Here is a 16,386-nt window from a genome sequence, read left to right as displayed (position 1 = left end):
ACACGGTAGATTAGCAACCCTAAATCGGTATGTAAAAAATAATAAGAAACATCAAGCCTTTTGTCAACCCCCCACCCTTTCAAAAGGGGGTTATTTGCCAGAAGTCGGAGGTCATGCAGGCTTGAGTGTGTTATTGTCAAGTTCAAAGCCTTGCCTTTCAACGCTCAGAAGCATACGCCATACGGCCGTAAAACCGTAAAGCCATATGTATGGTCGTATGGTCATACGGTTGTATGGCATAATAAAGACTATGAAAGGCAGGGCTCAGAAAAAGGGAAAATACAAAAAGACTACCCTTCTCTTGCCCTACGACCTGTGGGAAGAGCTTCGCATAGAGAGCATCAGAAAAGGCATACCCATGGGCGAGCTGATAGCCCTGAAAATCAATCAGCTTAAGGAGTTAAGGCACAAGAGTGTAATTCTGGAGGCTGACGAGCATGGTTTTCTCAGGTCTTCAGGGCAGTAAAGACCCTTCCAATGTAGAGGAACAGCATGCCCTATTCAGCTGTCAAAATGTCATGGAGCCTTATGGCTCCAGATTATCCCTCATGTATCATATCACACTTTCAACAGCTCTCGCAAGTATGGGTTGAACTTTCTTTCGTGTCCTATGGTGGTCTCCTCGTAGTGTCCGCATACTACCAGCACATCGTCCTCAAGCTCTGAAAATATGCGATGCAGAGATTTTTTGAGGTCTTCAAGGCTTCCGCCGGGGAGGTCCCACCTGCCTACTCCACCCCTGAAGAGGAGGTCTCCCGCAACGAGAGTCTTGCTACTTTCTTCGTAAAGACAGCACAGTCCTGGGGTGTGTCCGGGGGTGTGGATTGCTCTCAGGCTTGTTTTTCCCAGACTAATACTCATTCCGTCCTTGAGGTATACATCTGGCTCTGGGCAGGGCAGGTTTGCACCTATCTGCCTTTCAAAGCCAGGCCATATGGGGTCGTTTATCAGAAAGAGGTCCGCAGAGTGCATGTAGAAGGGGGCCTTAAACTTCTCTTTCAGGGTTTTCACCTGACCCACGTGGTCTATATGTCCGTGGGTGGCTATGATTGCCACAGGCTCATATGGCTCAAGCTCTCTGATTATCTTCTGGGCGTCAGCCCCCGGGTCTACCACCACTGCCTGCCCTGTCTCCTCGTCCACAATAAGGGAGCAGTTTACAGAGAGAAGTCCCACGGGCAAAACTTTCAAAAGCATCAGAACCCTATCAGGTCGTAGAGAAGATGGGGGAATATGCCAAGAAGAACTACCAGAATGGAGCAAAGCAGTAGCGTAAAGGCTTCACCACCGGAGACCCTCGCTGGAGGAAACCTTTTCTCATCCTTTTCCAGGAACATGGAGACTATTACTCTGAGATAATACCCTGCAGATATGATGCTTGCAAGCACAAGGGCAAAGGCCAGGGGGAAAAGCATGGTATTTACAAGTCCAATAAAAAGCCCCAGCTTGCCCACAAAGAGAGCCATGGGTGGTATGCCGATAAAGGCAAAGAGAAAGAGGGCAAAAAGGGATGCAAGAAAGGGATGCTCTCTGAAAAGCCCTCTATAGTCGAGCATATGGTGGGAGAAGCCAGACCTCTTTTCAAGCACAGCCATCAGGGTAAAACTGCCAAGGCTAGCGAAGGCATATAGGGAAACATAGAAGAGAAGAGCCTTCTGAAGCTGTGGGTCTACCGTGCTTATGCCCAGCAGGAAGTAGCCGGCGTGCGCAATGGTAGAGTAGGCGAGAAGCCTCTTAACCGACCTCTGGGCGTATGCCACAAGGTTGGCATAGAACATGGAAAGCACAGAAAGCACTGCCACCAGAAGGAGCCACTGCTTGAGGTGGTAAAAGTATCCGAGAAGCTGGACAAGGAGGAAATAGAGAGCCACCTTTGGGACTGAAGACAGATAGCCCGTTATGGGGGTGGGTGCACCCTCGTAGGCGTCAGGAGTCCAGAAGTGATAGGGAACTGCTGAAGCTTTGAGGGCAAGGGCGGAGAGCAGAAGAAGCATGGAAAGCACAAAAAGGCTGTTTTCATCTCTGTATTCCCTGAAGAAGAGGCTTCCCGTGCTGGCGTAGTAAAAGGCTGAGCCCAGGGCAAGCATAGAAGTGCCAACAGAACCCATTATCAGATACTTGTAGCCTGCCTCCTTTGAGAGATATTCTCCCTTCAGAAGGGAAACCATCAGATACATGCCAACACTTGCAAGCTCCAGAGAAAGAAAGAGAGCCACAAGGTTCGCCGAAGATATGAGTATGGAAAGTCCGAGGGTTGAAAGAAGAGGAAGGTATGAGAGTTCCGTATAGACGGAGTCTTTCTTCTCATAGTAGTCTTGCATGGAAAAAAGCACAAGGCTCGTAAGTATGTAAAGGACCGCCTTTCCAAGAAGGTTGAGAGAGCTTACCTCAAAAAGACCAAAGAGAGCCTTTGCAGGATAGGAGACAAAAAGCAGGCTTATGAGGGATACCACGGGCACAAATGCTGAGATTGTTCCAAGAAGCCTGTAGTGCTTTTTCTGAAGAAAAAGGTCAAGGACAAAAAGAAGGAGGATACCCAGAGAAAGCACCAGCTCGGGAATTATAGCGTTCCAGTTCACTTCTCAACCTCCAAGCACATATCGGGAAGTCTGCTCAATGATTTTCACAAAGGGATATGGGTAAAGACCCATTATAAAGGCAGAGGCTATGATGAGTATGAAGGAAAGCATGTGGTGGGTCTCAAGGTCTTTCAGATGTTTCCATTTTTCAAGCCTGTATTCTGAAATGGTCTCCTCTTCAAACATGACCCTCTTATACATATAGAGGAAGTATGCCGCAGACAGCACCACGCCAACACCTGCTATGAAAGCCCAGAGGGGGAAGTTTTTGTAGGTGCCGAGGAAAACGAGGAACTCCGCCACAAAACCTGCAAGTCCCGGAAAGCCTATACCTGCAAGCCCTGAAATCATGAACAGAACTGCCAGCTTTGGCACATATCTTGCAAGCCCTCCAAGGTCGTCCATATGGTAGGAGTGAACCCTGTCGTATATGAAACCTGCGGACATAAACAGCGCCGCAGAAGATAGCCCGTGAGCAATCATCATGTATATGGCTCCATTGAGGGCGTTCAGGTCCATGGCAAAGGTGCCAAGGGTCACCACTCCCATATGGCTTATAGAGGAGTATGCTATTAGCCTTTTTATGTGAGTCTGGGCAATAGCCATCATGGCCGTGTAGATTATGGCCACAAGGCTCAGGAAAAAGATAAGAGGAATAAAGTATTTGCTTGCATCGGGGAAAAGGGGAAGAGAATAACGCACAAAGCCAAAAGTGCCCATCTTCAGGAGCACTGCAGCCAGTATCACCGAGCCTGCGGTGGGTGCCTCTACGTGGGCATCAGGAAGCCATGTGTGGACTGGCCACATGGGAATCTTGACCGCAAAGCCCAGACCAAAGAGCAGGAAGGCTGCAGTCTGGAGTATCATGGGGTAAGAAAAACCCAGATGGAAGGTGTAGTCAAAGGACAGCTTGCCCGTCATTATGTAGCCGTAAACCACTATACTGGCAAGCCCCAGTAGCAGAAAAACACTGCCGAAGAAGGTATATACGAAGAACTTGTTGGCTGCGTAAACCTTTCTGTCGTGTCCCCACATACCTATGATGAAATACATGGGTATGAGCATACCCTCCCAGAAGAGGTAAAAGAGGAAAAAGTCAAGGGCGGAAAAGACTCCAAGGCATGCAGTCTCAAGTGCAAGAAAGAGGGCAAAGTAGAGGTTTGGTCTGTCTTCCACCCTGAGAGACCAAAGAAAAGCAACCACAAAGACCAGAGAGGTCATGAGAAGTAGGGAGATTGCCATCCCGTCCACACCCACATGGTAAGAGATTCCAAGAGAAGGAATCCAGTCAAATCTTTTTACATACTGAAAACCCTGAGCGGACCAGTTAAAGTTGAGAAAAAGGTAAAGGACTATCAGAAACACCACTGAAGATATACCCAGAGAAAGGATTTTGGAAAACTTCTCCTTTCTGACTATAGCAGTTAGCACTGCACCCAACAGAGGCAGGAATATGGCTATGCTCAGAAGGTTTTCCATCTTTTACCTCCAGAAAATTGTTATGAAAAGAAGAAGGAGAAAACCAGCGGCTATAAAGAGAGTGTAAAGGTTCAGCTTGCCAGCCTGCAGGGCTTTCATGAAGCCGCCTGCACTTCTTACCGCTGGGTAGGTGGCATTTACAAGACCGTCTATGAGCTGTCTCTCTGCAGTCATGTAAAGAATTTTAGAGTAGAAAAGATAGCCGCCAGCAAGCACTCTGTGGTAAAGCCTTTCAGTGAAGAACTGTTCTTTGAAGGCAGTATGCAGAGGTTTTAGGGCCTCATAAGCCCTCTGAGGGTCAACAAGACCCCTAATGTAGACAAGATAAGCCACAAGTATACCAGCCACACCCACAAGCACAGACAAAAGAGCAATATCAAAATGAAGCTCCTTCTTCACACCAAGCACACCACCATACCAGCCCTCAAAAAACCCAGCCACAACTGCCATAACTGAAAGCACAAGCATAGGAACAACCATCACAGAGGGACTCTCATGAGGCTCTCCCTCATGCTCATGCCTGAAATACTCCCTGCCATGAAACATCACAAACCCCTCCCTGAATATGTAATAGGCCGTCAGAAAACTTACCACAGAAACAAGAACACCCCAGAAAAAACTCACCTCGTAGGCAGTTGCCACTATAAGGTCTTTACTCCAGAAACCAGAAAGAGGAAAAATACCAGCCAGTGCAAGAGCACCCACAAGAAAAGAAGCATAAGTAACAGGCATGTATTTTTTAAGTCCACCAGTCTCATAAATATCATGCACATGATGATGAAAAGCATGAATAACAGAACCAGCAGCAAGGAAAAGAAGAGCCTTAAAGAAGGCATGAGTAGTCAGATGAAACATAGCAGACATTCTGTCACCAAGACCAAGAGCAAGGAACATAAGACCAAGCTGGCTCATAGTAGAGAAGGCAATAATCTTCTTTATGTCTGTGTGAGAAGTAGCAGCAAGAGCAGCAAAGAGAGCAGTAAGACCTCCCACAAGAGCGACCACCTTCAGACTCTCAGGAGCAGCCTCAAACATAGGAAAGAGCCTTGCCACCATATAAACACCAGCAGCCACCATAGTAGCAGCATGCAAAAGAGCAGACACAGGAGTAGGACCAGCCATAGCGTTGGGAAGCCAAGTATGAAGAGGAAGCTGACCAGATTTGCCCACAGCACCACCAAAGAGCAGGAGACAGGCAAGACCCAGAAGAGCAGAATCCACCTGAGAAACCCTTGAGAAGATATCAGAAAGAGAAAGAGAACCAAAAAGGTAGAAAGAAGCGATAATACCAAAGAGAAAGAGCCAGTCACCAATCCTGTTTAGAGTAAAAGCCTCAAAAGAGGCATTAGAAGCCTTTTTCTGAGTATGGAAGTAGCCAATAAGAAGATAAGAAGCAAGACCCACACCCTCCCAGCCAAAGAAGATACCCAGCAAATTATCAGAGAGCACGATAAGGAGCATGGCAAACAGAAACATAGACAGATAAGCGTAGAACTTAAAAGTCCACTGACCAAAAAGGTTGTGCATATAGCCTACGGAGTAGATGAAGATAAGAGTAGCCACGAAGGTGACCACAGAGGCGGTAATAGAAGAAAGGGGGTCAAAGAGAAGACCAAAGGAGAGAGTATAATCACCCATAGGCAGAAAGTTGTAGAGCTTAACAGAGAAGGGCTCATTTAGGGCTTTGAAAGTAGCCCAGAGGGAGAAGACAAAGGAGAAGGCACCTCCCAGGATACAGAGCACAGCAGAAGCCATATCACCCATTCTTGAGCCAAGGAGGGCAATGACCACAAAGGCTATCAGGGGTGAAAGCAATATAAGTATTTCCATCTTATCCTCTCATGTCCGTTATTTCGTCGGTAGAATCCACCTTCCTCAGCCTGAATATGGCTATTATTATACCAAGACCAACCGCCGCCTCTGCGGCAGCAAGGGCAACTATAAAGAGGGCAAAGATCTGACCATCCACAAGGCTCAGATGCGCATCCGCACCCACAAAGAGAATATTCACTGCATTCAGTGCCAGCTCCATACTCATCAGGACCGTCACCATGTTTCTCCTGACTATCATGCCAAAAACACCCAGCCCGAAGAGGATTATACTCAGGGTAAGGTATGCCTCAAGGGGTATGGTCTTCATAGGTCTGCGCCTCCTTCCTTCCTATTATCACCGCTCCTATCATACCAATGAGAAGCACCAGAGAAACCAGCTCAAAGGCTAAAAAGTATTTGCTGAATAGTATACCGCCAATCACTTCCACATTACCCAGCTGCTTTATAAACTCTCTGAACTGGCCCTTTGGTGAAACGCTCACCCCTACGAGAAAGACCAGAAGCATCTCTGCATAGAGCAGAAGAACTATAGGAAAGGAGATTAAGCCTTCAACCCTGTAATGGGAGTCCTTTTTCAGAGCCTTCTCCCATGGAACTGCGGTAAGCACAAAGACATAGAATACAGTCACCGCAACGGCGTATATGAGAAGCTGAAGGGCACCCACAAGCTCAGCGCCTGCCACAAAGAATATGCCTGCCACTGCCACGAGGACGGAAAGCAAGGACAGTATCACATATATGGGGTTGGGCAGAAGCACCACACCCAGTGCAGAAACCACCGCAAGCGCAGAAAACAGGAGAAAAACCAGCCACTGTATCACCCTTCCACCTCCGGAAGTTTAAGGTCATTCTCATACCAGAGCCTCTGTCTCTGGTGGTCATCTATCCATATTCTGTCAGGCTCCTCCTCTCTTCTCCTCTGCCAGTCTCTGCCTATCCTTTCCAGCACATGGAGGTCAAGGACGGAATCTTTCCTTGTATAGCTGGCGGTTTCGTGTATATCGCTCTGGAAGAGGCAGTCCACTGGGCAGGCATCCACGCAGAAACCACAGAAGGTGCAGAGCATCATGTTCATATCAAAGACAGCAACCCTTCTTCTGCCGTCAGGCAGTTTTTCACCCTCTATCTCGAAGAGCTGGGGTACGGGGCAGGCTCTTTTGCAGAGCATACAGACAACGCACCTGCTCCTTCCAGGCTCCACCTTTATCTTAAACCTTTCTACCCACTCATCAAAGGCAGGCTGAGGCTCCTTTCCATCCACCACCTTGTGTCCAAAAAAACCTCTGAATCGTTTCGGAGGTGTGAGCTTTTCGTAGGGGTAGTGGGTGGTGATAGTCCTTCTAAAGGCTTGCCTTATGGTAATGGAAAGCCCTCTTATAAAGTCCAGAAAGAGGATTCTCTCAAGCCAGCTAAGTGGTCTTTCAAAAACTCTCTTAACCATGGTTTACCTCCATATAAGTGGTGCTATCACCGCTGTCAGCACAAGGTTAACAAAGGTAAGGGGAAGCATCACCTTCCATGCGGTGGTGGTTATCTGGTCAATCCTGTATCTGGGTAGGGTCCAATGAAGCCAGAGGACGAACAGAAACAGAAGGCTCACCTTGAGGATGAACCATACGAAAGGAGATAGAGGCCCAAGGAAGAAAAGGGGGTCAACAAAGCCCAGGAAGGGTATGTTTATGGGAGACCAGCCACCCATGAAGAGCACCACCGCAATGGCAGAAAGGGAGAGCACCTCAATATACCATTCCACCAGTGGAAAAAGACCAAACTTCATCCCCCCGTATTCCACCGTAAAGCCCGTCACCAGCTCTGCCTCCGCCTCCTGAATGTCAAAGGGAACCCTACCAGTCTCTGCCAGCATAGCAAACATGTAAACCACAAAGGCAAGGGGCTGAAGCCACATATACCAGAGCTTCTGCTCAATCTGCTTCTGCACTATGTCGTAGGTGGAGAGAGTGCCTGCAAGGATTATGGGACCCATCACCGCAAAGGTTATGACCACCTCGTAGGATACCACAATACCCGCCTTTCTCATGGAGCCTATGAGGGCATACTTGGAGTTGGAAGCCCATCCCGCAAGGGCTATGGCAAAAACTGCCATGGAGCCAAGGGCAAAGACCAGAAGAAGCCCTATGTTCACATCCGTCAGAATGGGCTTCACCTTTACTCCAAATACCTCAAACTCAGGACCGAAGGGCACCACAGCAAAGACGAGGGTAGCAGGCACAAGGGCCATCACAAGGGCAAGGTTGTATAAAAAGCGGTTTCCGTATCTGGGAAAGAGGTCTTCCTTTGTGAGTAGTTTGAGCCCGTCCGCCAGAGGCTGCAAAAGCCCATGCCAGCCCACCACCATGGGTCCAGGTCTTCTCTGTATGTGAGCAGCCACCTTCCTTTCCACCAGCGTCAGATAAGCACCAACGCCAAGAACTATGCCCAGTATGACCAGTATCTTTATGAGAGTTATGATGAGCCATGCCAGCACGCCTTCCATGTCTACCTCCAGATTCTGTTTAAATCAAGCTCTATGGTGCAGCCCTTTAGCTTAAACTCCAGTTTTTCCATGGGCTTGAAGCCCTCTGGTGTGTTTCTGTAAGCTTTCCCTTCTTTGCTTTCTGGATAAACCATGAGGTAGTAGGGCACGCCAAGCTCCTCATACTTTTCAAACTTTACAAGCTCGTCCATAAACTTGGAGTTTTCTGACACTATTTCAATGACCACCTCTGGTGTCCTTCTTATGTAATCCTGGGGCTCTTCGCACAACACCACAAGGTCAGGTCTGAAAACAGTATCCTCAGACACAACCCAGTCGAGCTCTCCAACTACAAAACAGTCACAGCTATTTTCCTCAAGAAGGTCGGCAATATACCTCAAAAGGTTTACAAAAACCTTCTGATGTGGAAACTTGGGCGAAGCCATGGCATAAGGGATGCCCTCAACGAGCTCCCAGTCTCCCTGCCACTTTGCGTAGTCCTCATAAGTGTAGTGGGGCAGATGCCTGAGCCTCATTCTCACCTCCATACTGTATTAAAGTCCAGCTCAAGCTCGCAGTTTCCTATAACAAAAAGCGGACTTTCCACCAAGACGAAGCCTTCGCCTGTGTTTCTGTAGGCTTTCCAGTTTTTTTGTTCGGGATAGACAAGAAGATAGTAAGGCACGCCGAGCTCCTCGTAAAGGTTAAACTTCACCTTTTCGTCATGTATTCTTGAGGTCTTTGATACCACTTCTACGATAAGAAGCGGTATCTCTGTGATGTATTCATCCCCCTCTTCGCAAAGGACTGCTATGTCGGGCCTTATGACCGTATCCTCTGAAACTATCCAGTCCACGTCTGAAACCACCTCACAGCCACAGGAATTTTTCTCAAGCTCTTCAGCAAGAAGCCTCTGAAGGCGAAAGACCACCCTCTGGTGAAGCCTTGAGGGTGAAGCCATGGCATAAGGGATGCCCTCAACGAGCTCCCAGTCTCCCTGCCACTTTGCGTAGTCCTCATAGGTGTAGTGAGGAATATGTTTGAGCCTCATCTGTCTATCTCTCCTACAACTGGGTCTATGCTTGCCAGAATGGTAACCGCGTCCGCTATAACTCTGTCCTTCATGAGCTTTGGATATACGCAGAGGTTATACATGGAGCCCGGTCTTATCTTTACCCTGTAGGGCTTTACGCCCCCTGTGGAGTAGATGTAAAAGCCCAGCTCACCCCTGGGGTTCTCTCCAGAAGAGTATATCTCGCCCTCTGGCACCTTTAGCCCTATGCCGTCAAGGGGTAGTTTGAGCTTTTTGGGGTCTGGGGATTCAGCAAAGAAGGGGGCGCTTCTGTTCTTTTCAAGATAGTCAAGGCACTGCTCTATGATTCTAAGGCTCTGTCTCATCTCCTCAAGCCTGACAAGATACCTGTCATATACATCGCCGCTATCTCCCACAGGTACATCAAACTCCACCCATGGGTAGGCGTCGTAGGGCTCAAACTTTCTCAGGTCGTAGGGCACTCCAGAACCTCTGGCAACTGGGCCCGTCAGTCCGTAAAAGTAAACATCCTCCCTGCTTATTACACCAACACCCACATTTCTCCTCAGCCATATCCTGTTTCTGCTCAGGATGGTTTCCCACTCTTTTAACTCTTTTGGAAACCTCTTTACAAAGGCCCTTATAACCTCAAGAGCACCCTCTGGAAGGTCCATCCGGACACCCCCAACCCTTGTGTAGGATATGGTGAGCCTTGCACCCGTTATGCCCTCTATAATGTCCATGAGTTTTTCTCTTTCCTTGAAGGCATATAGAAAGATGGTTAGGGCTCCCAGGTCAAGGGCGTAGGTGCCAAGCCAGAGAAGATGGGAGTTTATCCTCTGCAGCTCTGACATCATAGTCCTTATATACTTTGCCTTTTCTGGCACCAAGTCTTCTATTCCAAGAAGCCTCTCCACCGCCACTACCCATGCCTGATTACTGCAGAGGGCTGACAAGTAGTCCATCCTGTCCGTGTATACCAGAAACTGGTTATACATCTCGTTCTCCGCCAGCTTTTCCACCCCCCTGTGGAGCTGACCCAGTATCACATCACACTGGTAGACCCTTTCTCCCTCAAGGTCAAAGAGAAACCACATGGTGCCGTGAGTGCCGGGGTGCAGTGGTCCCCAGTTAAGCACTATCTGAGCCTTCTTCTGAAGCTTCCTTTTTTCCGTTATTTCCAGGTCCTCAAGGGTTGGCACCGGCGTGTGCATTTTGTCATAGTTCATGAGCCCCTGAAGGTTGTCGCCCCAGAGCACTTCGTTAAGAGATGGCAGGTATTCGGTGGCGTAACCCTCAAGGGGAAAGTCTTTTCTGAGAGGAAAGTGCTGGTAAGTTTCCCACATAAAAGCTCGCACCAGATTTTCGTGCCCCTCATACCGAATTCCGAACATATCGTAGCATTCTCTCTCCGCCCACTTACCTGCGAACCAGAGCTTTTCTATGGTAGGGAGCTCTCCATCAGTCCATGTTTTTACAACCACCCTCTTTCTCTCGTCCACGTTGTAAAGGATGTAGAAGGCCTGAAAGCGGGGCTTTTTGTCGGGGAAGTCCACCACGGAGTGATCAAGAAATAGCTTAAAGCCCTTCTCTTCTTTGAGGACCTTTAAAAGTTCTATAAGCCTTGCCTTTGGAGTATGAAGGGCGGTCAGCGTTGGCTTTTCCTCAATCTCGAGCCCTTCAAACCTCTCTTTCAGCTGAATAAATTCTTCTCCTTTTGCCCAGGGCATTTCACACTCCTTTAGAGACTTTCCTCTTCAAACTGCCAGTCAAGGGCATCCTTCCTCCACGCATAAAGGAGCCCGTAGGTAAGGATAAGTATAAAAAGGAACATCTCTACAAAGCCAAAGACGCCCAGATACCTGTATACTACCGTCCAGGGAAAAAGAAAGGCCGCCTCAATGTCAAAGAGCAGGAGCAAAAGACCAAGAAGATAGTAACCCTGATGGAAGGTGGATTGAGCAGATTTGTCGTAGAGTGGAACTCCACATTCGTAGGGGTAGTCCTGCATGGCTTCAGAGGTTTTTGGACCGAGTATGTAATTTACAAAGACAAACACAAGGGCTATGCTGAGCATTATTCCAAAGAATATGAGAAGCGCCATGTATTCCATAGCTTCACCTCATGAAAAGGTTTTCTGCAGAACTGCTAACAAAGCTCCATAATATTATAGGCACCGCACCCAGCAAGACAATGCTTATGGTTATGAGAAGTATGAGAGATTTCTCTGTCTGTGAAACAGACATGCCAGATGAGATTCTTGAATCCTTCATGAACATAAGGGCAGTTATTCTCAGATAATAGCCAGTTGACAGACCCGTGGCCACAATCATAACAAGAGCGAGCCACCAGAGCCTTTCAAAGGAAAGAGACATAAACACAAGAGCCTTTCCTACAAAGCCCACGGTTGGGGGAACCCCAAGAAGTGCCAGAAGCATCACCATGAAGGAAAAGGCCAGCCACGGCGTGGAGGACCTCATACCAGAGAACTGTTCAAGCCTGTTCTCCCATCCAGGAAGCCTTTCCAAAAGGGCAAGAACCATAAAGCTACCAAAGCCCATGAGAGAGTATGCTATGAGGAAGTATATGACGGCCTTGAGCCCTATTACCTCCGCCACCGCTATACCAGCCATTATGTATCCTGAGTGGGCTATGGATGAGTAGGCAAGAAGCCTTTTTACATCCTTCTGCACAAGGGCGGTAAGGTTTCCATAAAGCATGGTAAGCGCCGAGATTATCCCCACAGTGGTTATCCAGGCGTAGGCAAAGTGCTCCTGAACAAGGGGCATGAGCCTGACCACTGGAGCAAAGAAGGCAAGCTTTCCAACGGATGCCATGTAGGCGGTTATGGGAGTGGGTGCGCCCTGATAGGCGTCGGGGAGCCAGAAGTGAAAGGGCACCGCACCAATCTTTATGGCAAAGCCTATAAGAAAGAGCACAAGTCCAAGGACCAGAAAGTAATGGTTTTCTCCCACATGGGTAAGTATGTATCGCAGGTCAAGGGAACCAGAGTAGAGATACATAAAACCTGCCCCGTAGGAAGCAAGGGCTATGGAAAGCCCCCCAAGCATCAGATACTTGAATGCCCCCTCCTTGGCATTAAAATCAGACCGGAGCAGAGAGGTGAGAATGTAGAAGGATATGGAAACTCCCTCAAGTGCAACATAGAGAACCACGAGGTTGTAAGAGGAGACAAGAAACATGCCCCCAATCAGTGAAAAGCTGAGTATGTAGTAGAACTCGCCGTAGAGGGACCTTCTGTGCCTGTAGTATAAGTAGTTAAAGCCCAGAAGAGCCATGGTTAGCAGTATCATGAAAGCCTGCATGAGGCTTGAAAAGCTGTCCCTTTTATATAGGCCGTAAAAGGTTTCTCCCTCCATACCCCAGTTAAGGAGAAGAAGCAGCAGAGCCAGAAGGTATCCAATAAGGCTGATGCTGATGGCAAGCAAATGGTTTATCCTTCTGTAGAGGAGGTCAAGGCTAAAGAGGATAAAACCCGTAAAGAGAACCACCAGCTCTGGAAGTATCAGCCACAGGTCCGGATACTCTATCCTTATGATTTGCTCCATCTCAACCTCCCAGCGCTTTTGAAAGGATATGACCCAGCAAGCTGTCTATGTAAGGGTCGTAGAAGGCAAAGAATAGGAAGGGAAGAAAGCCAACCAGAAACATGGGAATAACCACAAGCAGAAAGGCGGTAAGCTTGAAGCCTCTCAGGTCAGTAAAGTGGACAAGCCTGCTCTCTTCTTTTGTATCAAGGTATAGGGTCTTGAGAAGATACAGCACATACACGGCACTGAAGAAGGCACCCACTATTACAAGAAAGGCAAGAAGAAGCGTGTATTCCCTCGCACCCACTATGGTCAGGAACTTGCCCCAGAAGGAAGAACCCCCTGGAAGACCCATGGAGGAAAAGCCCGTTATGGCAACCAGTAGGGCAAAGACGGGCATGAACTTTATGCTTCCCCTGAGTGCCTGCATGTTAAAGCTGTGAAGCCTGTTGTAAATAAAGCCCGCCATCATGAAGAGGGCTGATGAAGTAAGCCCATGAGCAAACATCTCCGTTATGCTTGCCCTCATGCCCTCCGCGTTGAGGAGAAACATACCAGTGACCACAAAGCCCATATGACTGACTGAGGAGTAGGCGACAAACCTCTTTACATTGCTCTGACTTATGGTAAACCATGAGGCAAAGACTATGGTGAATATGCCCCAGAGGACCATAATAGGCATTAGGAAAACTGAGGCTTCTGGGAAAAGTCCTATGTTGAACCTGAGAAGTGCATATGTGCCCATCTTGAGAAGTATGGCAGCAAGCACCACAGAGCCAGCAGTGGGAGCCTCTCCATGAGCATCTGGAAGCCAGGTATGGAAGGGCACGATGGGCGTCTTTACTGCAAAGGCTATGAAGAAGAGAAGAAACATAAACACTTCAAACTCAAGGCTGTAGCTGTTGTTGAGAAGGTCAAAGTAGCTAAAAGAGAACTTGCCGTATTGTCTGAAGTGCTGGACTGCAAGGCTCACTATACCAAGAAGTAGGAAAAGGGAAGACACGAAGATGTATATGAAGAATTTATAGGCAGAATAGAGCCTAAGCTTGTAGCCCCATATGCCTATCACAAAGAACATGGGCACGAGGGTTAGCTCGTAGAAAACGTAAAAGACCATAAGGTCAAGACTTGCAAAGACACCTACAAGAAAGGTTTCTGTGAGCAGAAACCATATGTAATACTCCTTGAGCCTGTGGCTTATCTGGTGGTCTCTTGTGGACCAGAGGATTGCCACAAGAGAAACAAGAGTGGTGAGGATATACATGATGTATGAAAGTCCATCAAAGCCAAGGTGAAGGTTCAAGCTTAGCTCTGGAATGAGAGGATATTTCTCCTCAAACTGGACCCTTTCAGCCTTTGAAAAGTCAAAGAAGAGAAGAGACAGTAGAGAGAGGGCAAAAACAAGCCCACCGAATATGCTGGCAATCCACTTAGAAAGCTCCTCCCTGGCAAAGAGCACCACAAGGCTGCCCACAAGGGGCAGTATCATGCTTACAGAAACTAAGGGAAAGCCTTCCATCCTTTCACCTCATGCTGTATAGTATCACGCCCAGTATGAAGACAACACCAAGAAGCAAAAAGCTCACATAGTTGTTTAGAAGCCCAGTCTGCACATTGCGCACCTTTTTACCCGTCCAGTAAGAGACCTTTGCCACGCCGTTGACAAACAGGTCCACAAGCATTATGTCCAGCTTCATCCAGAGGAACTTCACCACTCTGAAGTAGAGAAAATTTAGAAGATTAAGAAAGCCATCTATAAGCACCCTGTCACCTGCCAGAAAGATAGCCCTTGAAAGACCCATGTATCCCCTTGCCACGCCTCTGTGGTAAAGCCTTTCAGTGAAGAACTGTTCTCTGAAGGCAGTATGCAGAGGTTTTAGGGCCTCATAAGCCCTCTGAGGGTCAACAAGACCCCTAATGTAAACAAGATAAGCCACAAGTATACCAGCCACACCCACAAGCACAGACAAAAGAGCAATATCAAAATGAAGCTCCTTCTTCACACCAAGCACACCACCATACCAGCCCTCAAAAAACCCAGCCACAACTGCCATAACTGAAAGCACAAGCATAGGAACAACCATCACAGAGGGACTCTCATGAGGCTCTCCCTCATGCTCATGCCTGAAATACTCCCTGCCATGAAACATCACAAACCCCTCCCTGAATATGTAATAGGCCGTCAGAAAACTTACCACAGAAACAAGAACACCCCAGAAAAAACTCACCTCGTAGGCAGTTGCCACTATAAGGTCTTTACTCCAGAAACCAGAAAGAGGAAAAATACCAGCCAGTGCAAGAGCACCCACAAGAAAAGAAGCATAAGTAACAGGCATGTATTTTTTAAGTCCACCAGTCTCATAAATATCATGCACATGATGATGAAAAGCATGAATAACAGAACCAGCAGCAAGGAAAAGAAGAGCCTTAAAGAAGGCATGAGTAGTCAGATGAAACATAGCAGACATTCTGTCACCAAGACCAAGAGCAAGGAACATAAGACCAAGCTGGCTCATAGTAGAGAAGGCAATAATCTTCTTTATGTCTGTGTGAGAAGTAGCAGCAAGAGCAGCAAAGAGAGCAGTAAGACCTCCCACAAGAGCGACCACCTTCAGACTCTCAGGAGCAGCCTCAAACATAGGAAAGAGCCTTGCCACCATATAAACACCAGCAGCCACCATAGTAGCAGCATGCAAAAGAGCAGACACAGGAGTAGGACCAGCCATAGCGTTGGGAAGCCAAGTATGAAGAGGAAGCTGACCAGATTTGCCCACAGCACCACCAAAGAGCAGGAGACAGGCAAGACCCAGAAGAGCAGAATCCACCTGAGAAACCCTTGAGAAGATATCAGAAAGAGAAAGAGAACCAAAAAGGTAGAAAGAAGCGATAATACCAAAGAGAAAGAGCCAGTCACCAATCCTGTTTAGAGTAAAAGCCTCAAAAGAGGCATTAGAAGCCTTTTTCTGAGTATGGAAGTAGCCAATAAGAAGATAAGAAGCAAGACCCACACCCTCCCAGCCAAAGAAGATACCCAGCAAATTATCAGAGAGCACGATAAGGAGCATGGCAAACAGAAACATAGACAGATAAGCGTAGAACTTAAAAGTCCACTGACCAAAAAGGTTGTGCATATAGCCTACGGAGTAGATGAAGATAAGAGTAGCCACGAAGGTGACCACAGAGGCGGTAATAGAAGAAAGGGGGTCAAAGAGAAGACCAAAGGAGAGAGTATAATCACCCATAGGCAGAAAGTTGTAGAGCTTAACAGAGAAGGGCTCATTTAGGGCTTTGAAAGTAGCCCAGAGGGAGAAGACAAAGGAGAAGGCACCTCCCAGGATACAGAGCACAGCAGAAGCCATATCACCCATTCTTGAGCCAAGGAGGGCAATGACCACAAAGGCTATCAGGGGTGAAAAAAGAACCACCAGACCTTCCATT

At 47.8% G+C, this 16,386-nt stretch carries 16 protein-coding genes; 1 reads left to right on the top strand and 15 read right to left on the bottom strand.

Annotated elements, in window-relative coordinates:
- The first annotated feature begins 217 nt into the window (after window positions 1-217).
- Window positions 218-466, top strand: a complete 249-nt coding sequence (locus ACKRDP_RS08535; RefSeq protein WP_409154339.1) for a hypothetical protein — start codon at window positions 218-220, stop codon at window positions 464-466.
- Window positions 467-558: 92 nt separating this feature from the next.
- Here ACKRDP_RS08535 and ACKRDP_RS08530 read toward each other — a convergent pair whose 3' ends face one another.
- From ACKRDP_RS08530 to nuoL (ACKRDP_RS08460), 15 genes are read right to left on the bottom strand one after another with little or no spacing between them, the layout of a single operon-like run.
- Window positions 559-1,197 (bottom strand): MBL fold metallo-hydrolase, encoded by a 639-nt coding sequence (locus ACKRDP_RS08530; RefSeq protein WP_409154338.1) that lies wholly within the window; start codon window positions 1,195-1,197, stop codon window positions 559-561.
- Window positions 1,197-2,579 carry an NADH-quinone oxidoreductase subunit N gene (locus ACKRDP_RS08525; RefSeq protein WP_409154337.1) on the bottom strand — a complete coding sequence of 461 codons (1,383 nt, stop codon included), beginning with the start codon at window positions 2,577-2,579 and terminating at the stop codon, window positions 1,197-1,199. The genes ACKRDP_RS08530 and ACKRDP_RS08525 overlap by 1 nt, the downstream gene beginning before the upstream one ends.
- 3 nt (window positions 2,580-2,582) lie before the next feature.
- The gene (locus ACKRDP_RS08520; RefSeq protein WP_409154336.1) at window positions 2,583-4,058 is read right to left on the bottom strand and encodes a complex I subunit 4 family protein; all 1,476 of its coding nucleotides are present in this window, start codon (window positions 4,056-4,058) and stop codon (window positions 2,583-2,585) included.
- Between the two features lie 3 nt (window positions 4,059-4,061).
- On the bottom strand, window positions 4,062-5,888 hold the full coding sequence (gene nuoL / locus ACKRDP_RS08515; RefSeq protein WP_409154335.1) for an NADH-quinone oxidoreductase subunit L: 1,827 nt from the start codon (window positions 5,886-5,888) through the stop codon (window positions 4,062-4,064).
- Between the two features lies 1 nt (window position 5,889).
- Window positions 5,890-6,198 carry an NADH-quinone oxidoreductase subunit NuoK gene (nuoK, locus tag ACKRDP_RS08510; protein ID WP_409154334.1) on the bottom strand — a complete coding sequence of 103 codons (309 nt, stop codon included), beginning with the start codon at window positions 6,196-6,198 and terminating at the stop codon, window positions 5,890-5,892.
- Window positions 6,179-6,712 carry an NADH-quinone oxidoreductase subunit J family protein gene (locus ACKRDP_RS08505; protein ID WP_409154333.1) on the bottom strand — a complete coding sequence of 178 codons (534 nt, stop codon included), beginning with the start codon at window positions 6,710-6,712 and terminating at the stop codon, window positions 6,179-6,181. The genes nuoK and ACKRDP_RS08505 overlap by 20 nt, the downstream gene beginning before the upstream one ends.
- The gene (locus ACKRDP_RS08500) at window positions 6,709-7,332 is read right to left on the bottom strand and encodes a NuoI/complex I 23 kDa subunit family protein (RefSeq protein WP_409154332.1); all 624 of its coding nucleotides are present in this window, start codon (window positions 7,330-7,332) and stop codon (window positions 6,709-6,711) included. The genes ACKRDP_RS08505 and ACKRDP_RS08500 overlap by 4 nt, the downstream gene beginning before the upstream one ends.
- Before the next feature lie 3 nt (window positions 7,333-7,335).
- Window positions 7,336-8,385 carry an NADH-quinone oxidoreductase subunit NuoH gene (gene nuoH, locus ACKRDP_RS08495; protein WP_409154331.1) on the bottom strand — a complete coding sequence of 350 codons (1,050 nt, stop codon included), beginning with the start codon at window positions 8,383-8,385 and terminating at the stop codon, window positions 7,336-7,338.
- 2 nt (window positions 8,386-8,387) lie between these two features.
- Complete coding sequence (locus tag ACKRDP_RS08490) at window positions 8,388-8,900, bottom strand: Uma2 family endonuclease (protein WP_409154330.1); 513 nt, start codon at window positions 8,898-8,900, stop codon at window positions 8,388-8,390.
- A 2-nt stretch (window positions 8,901-8,902) separates the two neighbouring features.
- Window positions 8,903-9,415, bottom strand: a complete 513-nt coding sequence (locus ACKRDP_RS08485; RefSeq protein WP_409154329.1) for a Uma2 family endonuclease — start codon at window positions 9,413-9,415, stop codon at window positions 8,903-8,905.
- Window positions 9,412-11,127 (bottom strand): NADH-quinone oxidoreductase subunit D, encoded by a 1,716-nt coding sequence (locus tag ACKRDP_RS08480; protein ID WP_409154328.1) that lies wholly within the window; start codon window positions 11,125-11,127, stop codon window positions 9,412-9,414. Before ACKRDP_RS08480 ends, ACKRDP_RS08485 begins: the two co-directional genes overlap by 4 nt.
- A gap of 11 nt (window positions 11,128-11,138) precedes the next feature.
- A complete protein-coding gene (locus tag ACKRDP_RS08475; protein WP_409154327.1) occupies window positions 11,139-11,510 on the bottom strand; it encodes an NADH-quinone oxidoreductase subunit A in 372 nt (123 codons plus the stop codon).
- Between the two features lie 4 nt (window positions 11,511-11,514).
- On the bottom strand, window positions 11,515-12,966 hold the full coding sequence (locus tag ACKRDP_RS08470; protein WP_409154326.1) for an NADH-quinone oxidoreductase subunit N: 1,452 nt from the start codon (window positions 12,964-12,966) through the stop codon (window positions 11,515-11,517).
- Between the two features lies 1 nt (window position 12,967).
- On the bottom strand, window positions 12,968-14,467 hold the full coding sequence (locus ACKRDP_RS08465) for a complex I subunit 4 family protein (RefSeq protein WP_409154325.1): 1,500 nt from the start codon (window positions 14,465-14,467) through the stop codon (window positions 12,968-12,970).
- A gap of 4 nt (window positions 14,468-14,471) precedes the next feature.
- On the bottom strand, window positions 14,472-16,385 hold the full coding sequence (gene nuoL / locus ACKRDP_RS08460) for an NADH-quinone oxidoreductase subunit L (RefSeq protein WP_409154324.1): 1,914 nt from the start codon (window positions 16,383-16,385) through the stop codon (window positions 14,472-14,474).
- Window position 16,386 lies beyond the last annotated feature (1 nt).

This window comes from Pampinifervens navoyensis, from assembly GCF_046159715.1.
In the GTDB taxonomy this organism is placed as follows: Bacteria; Aquificota; Aquificia; order Aquificales; family Aquificaceae; genus Pampinifervens.
Note: the sequence above shows the minus strand (reverse complement) of the source record. Positions and strands in the feature narration are given on the sequence as shown.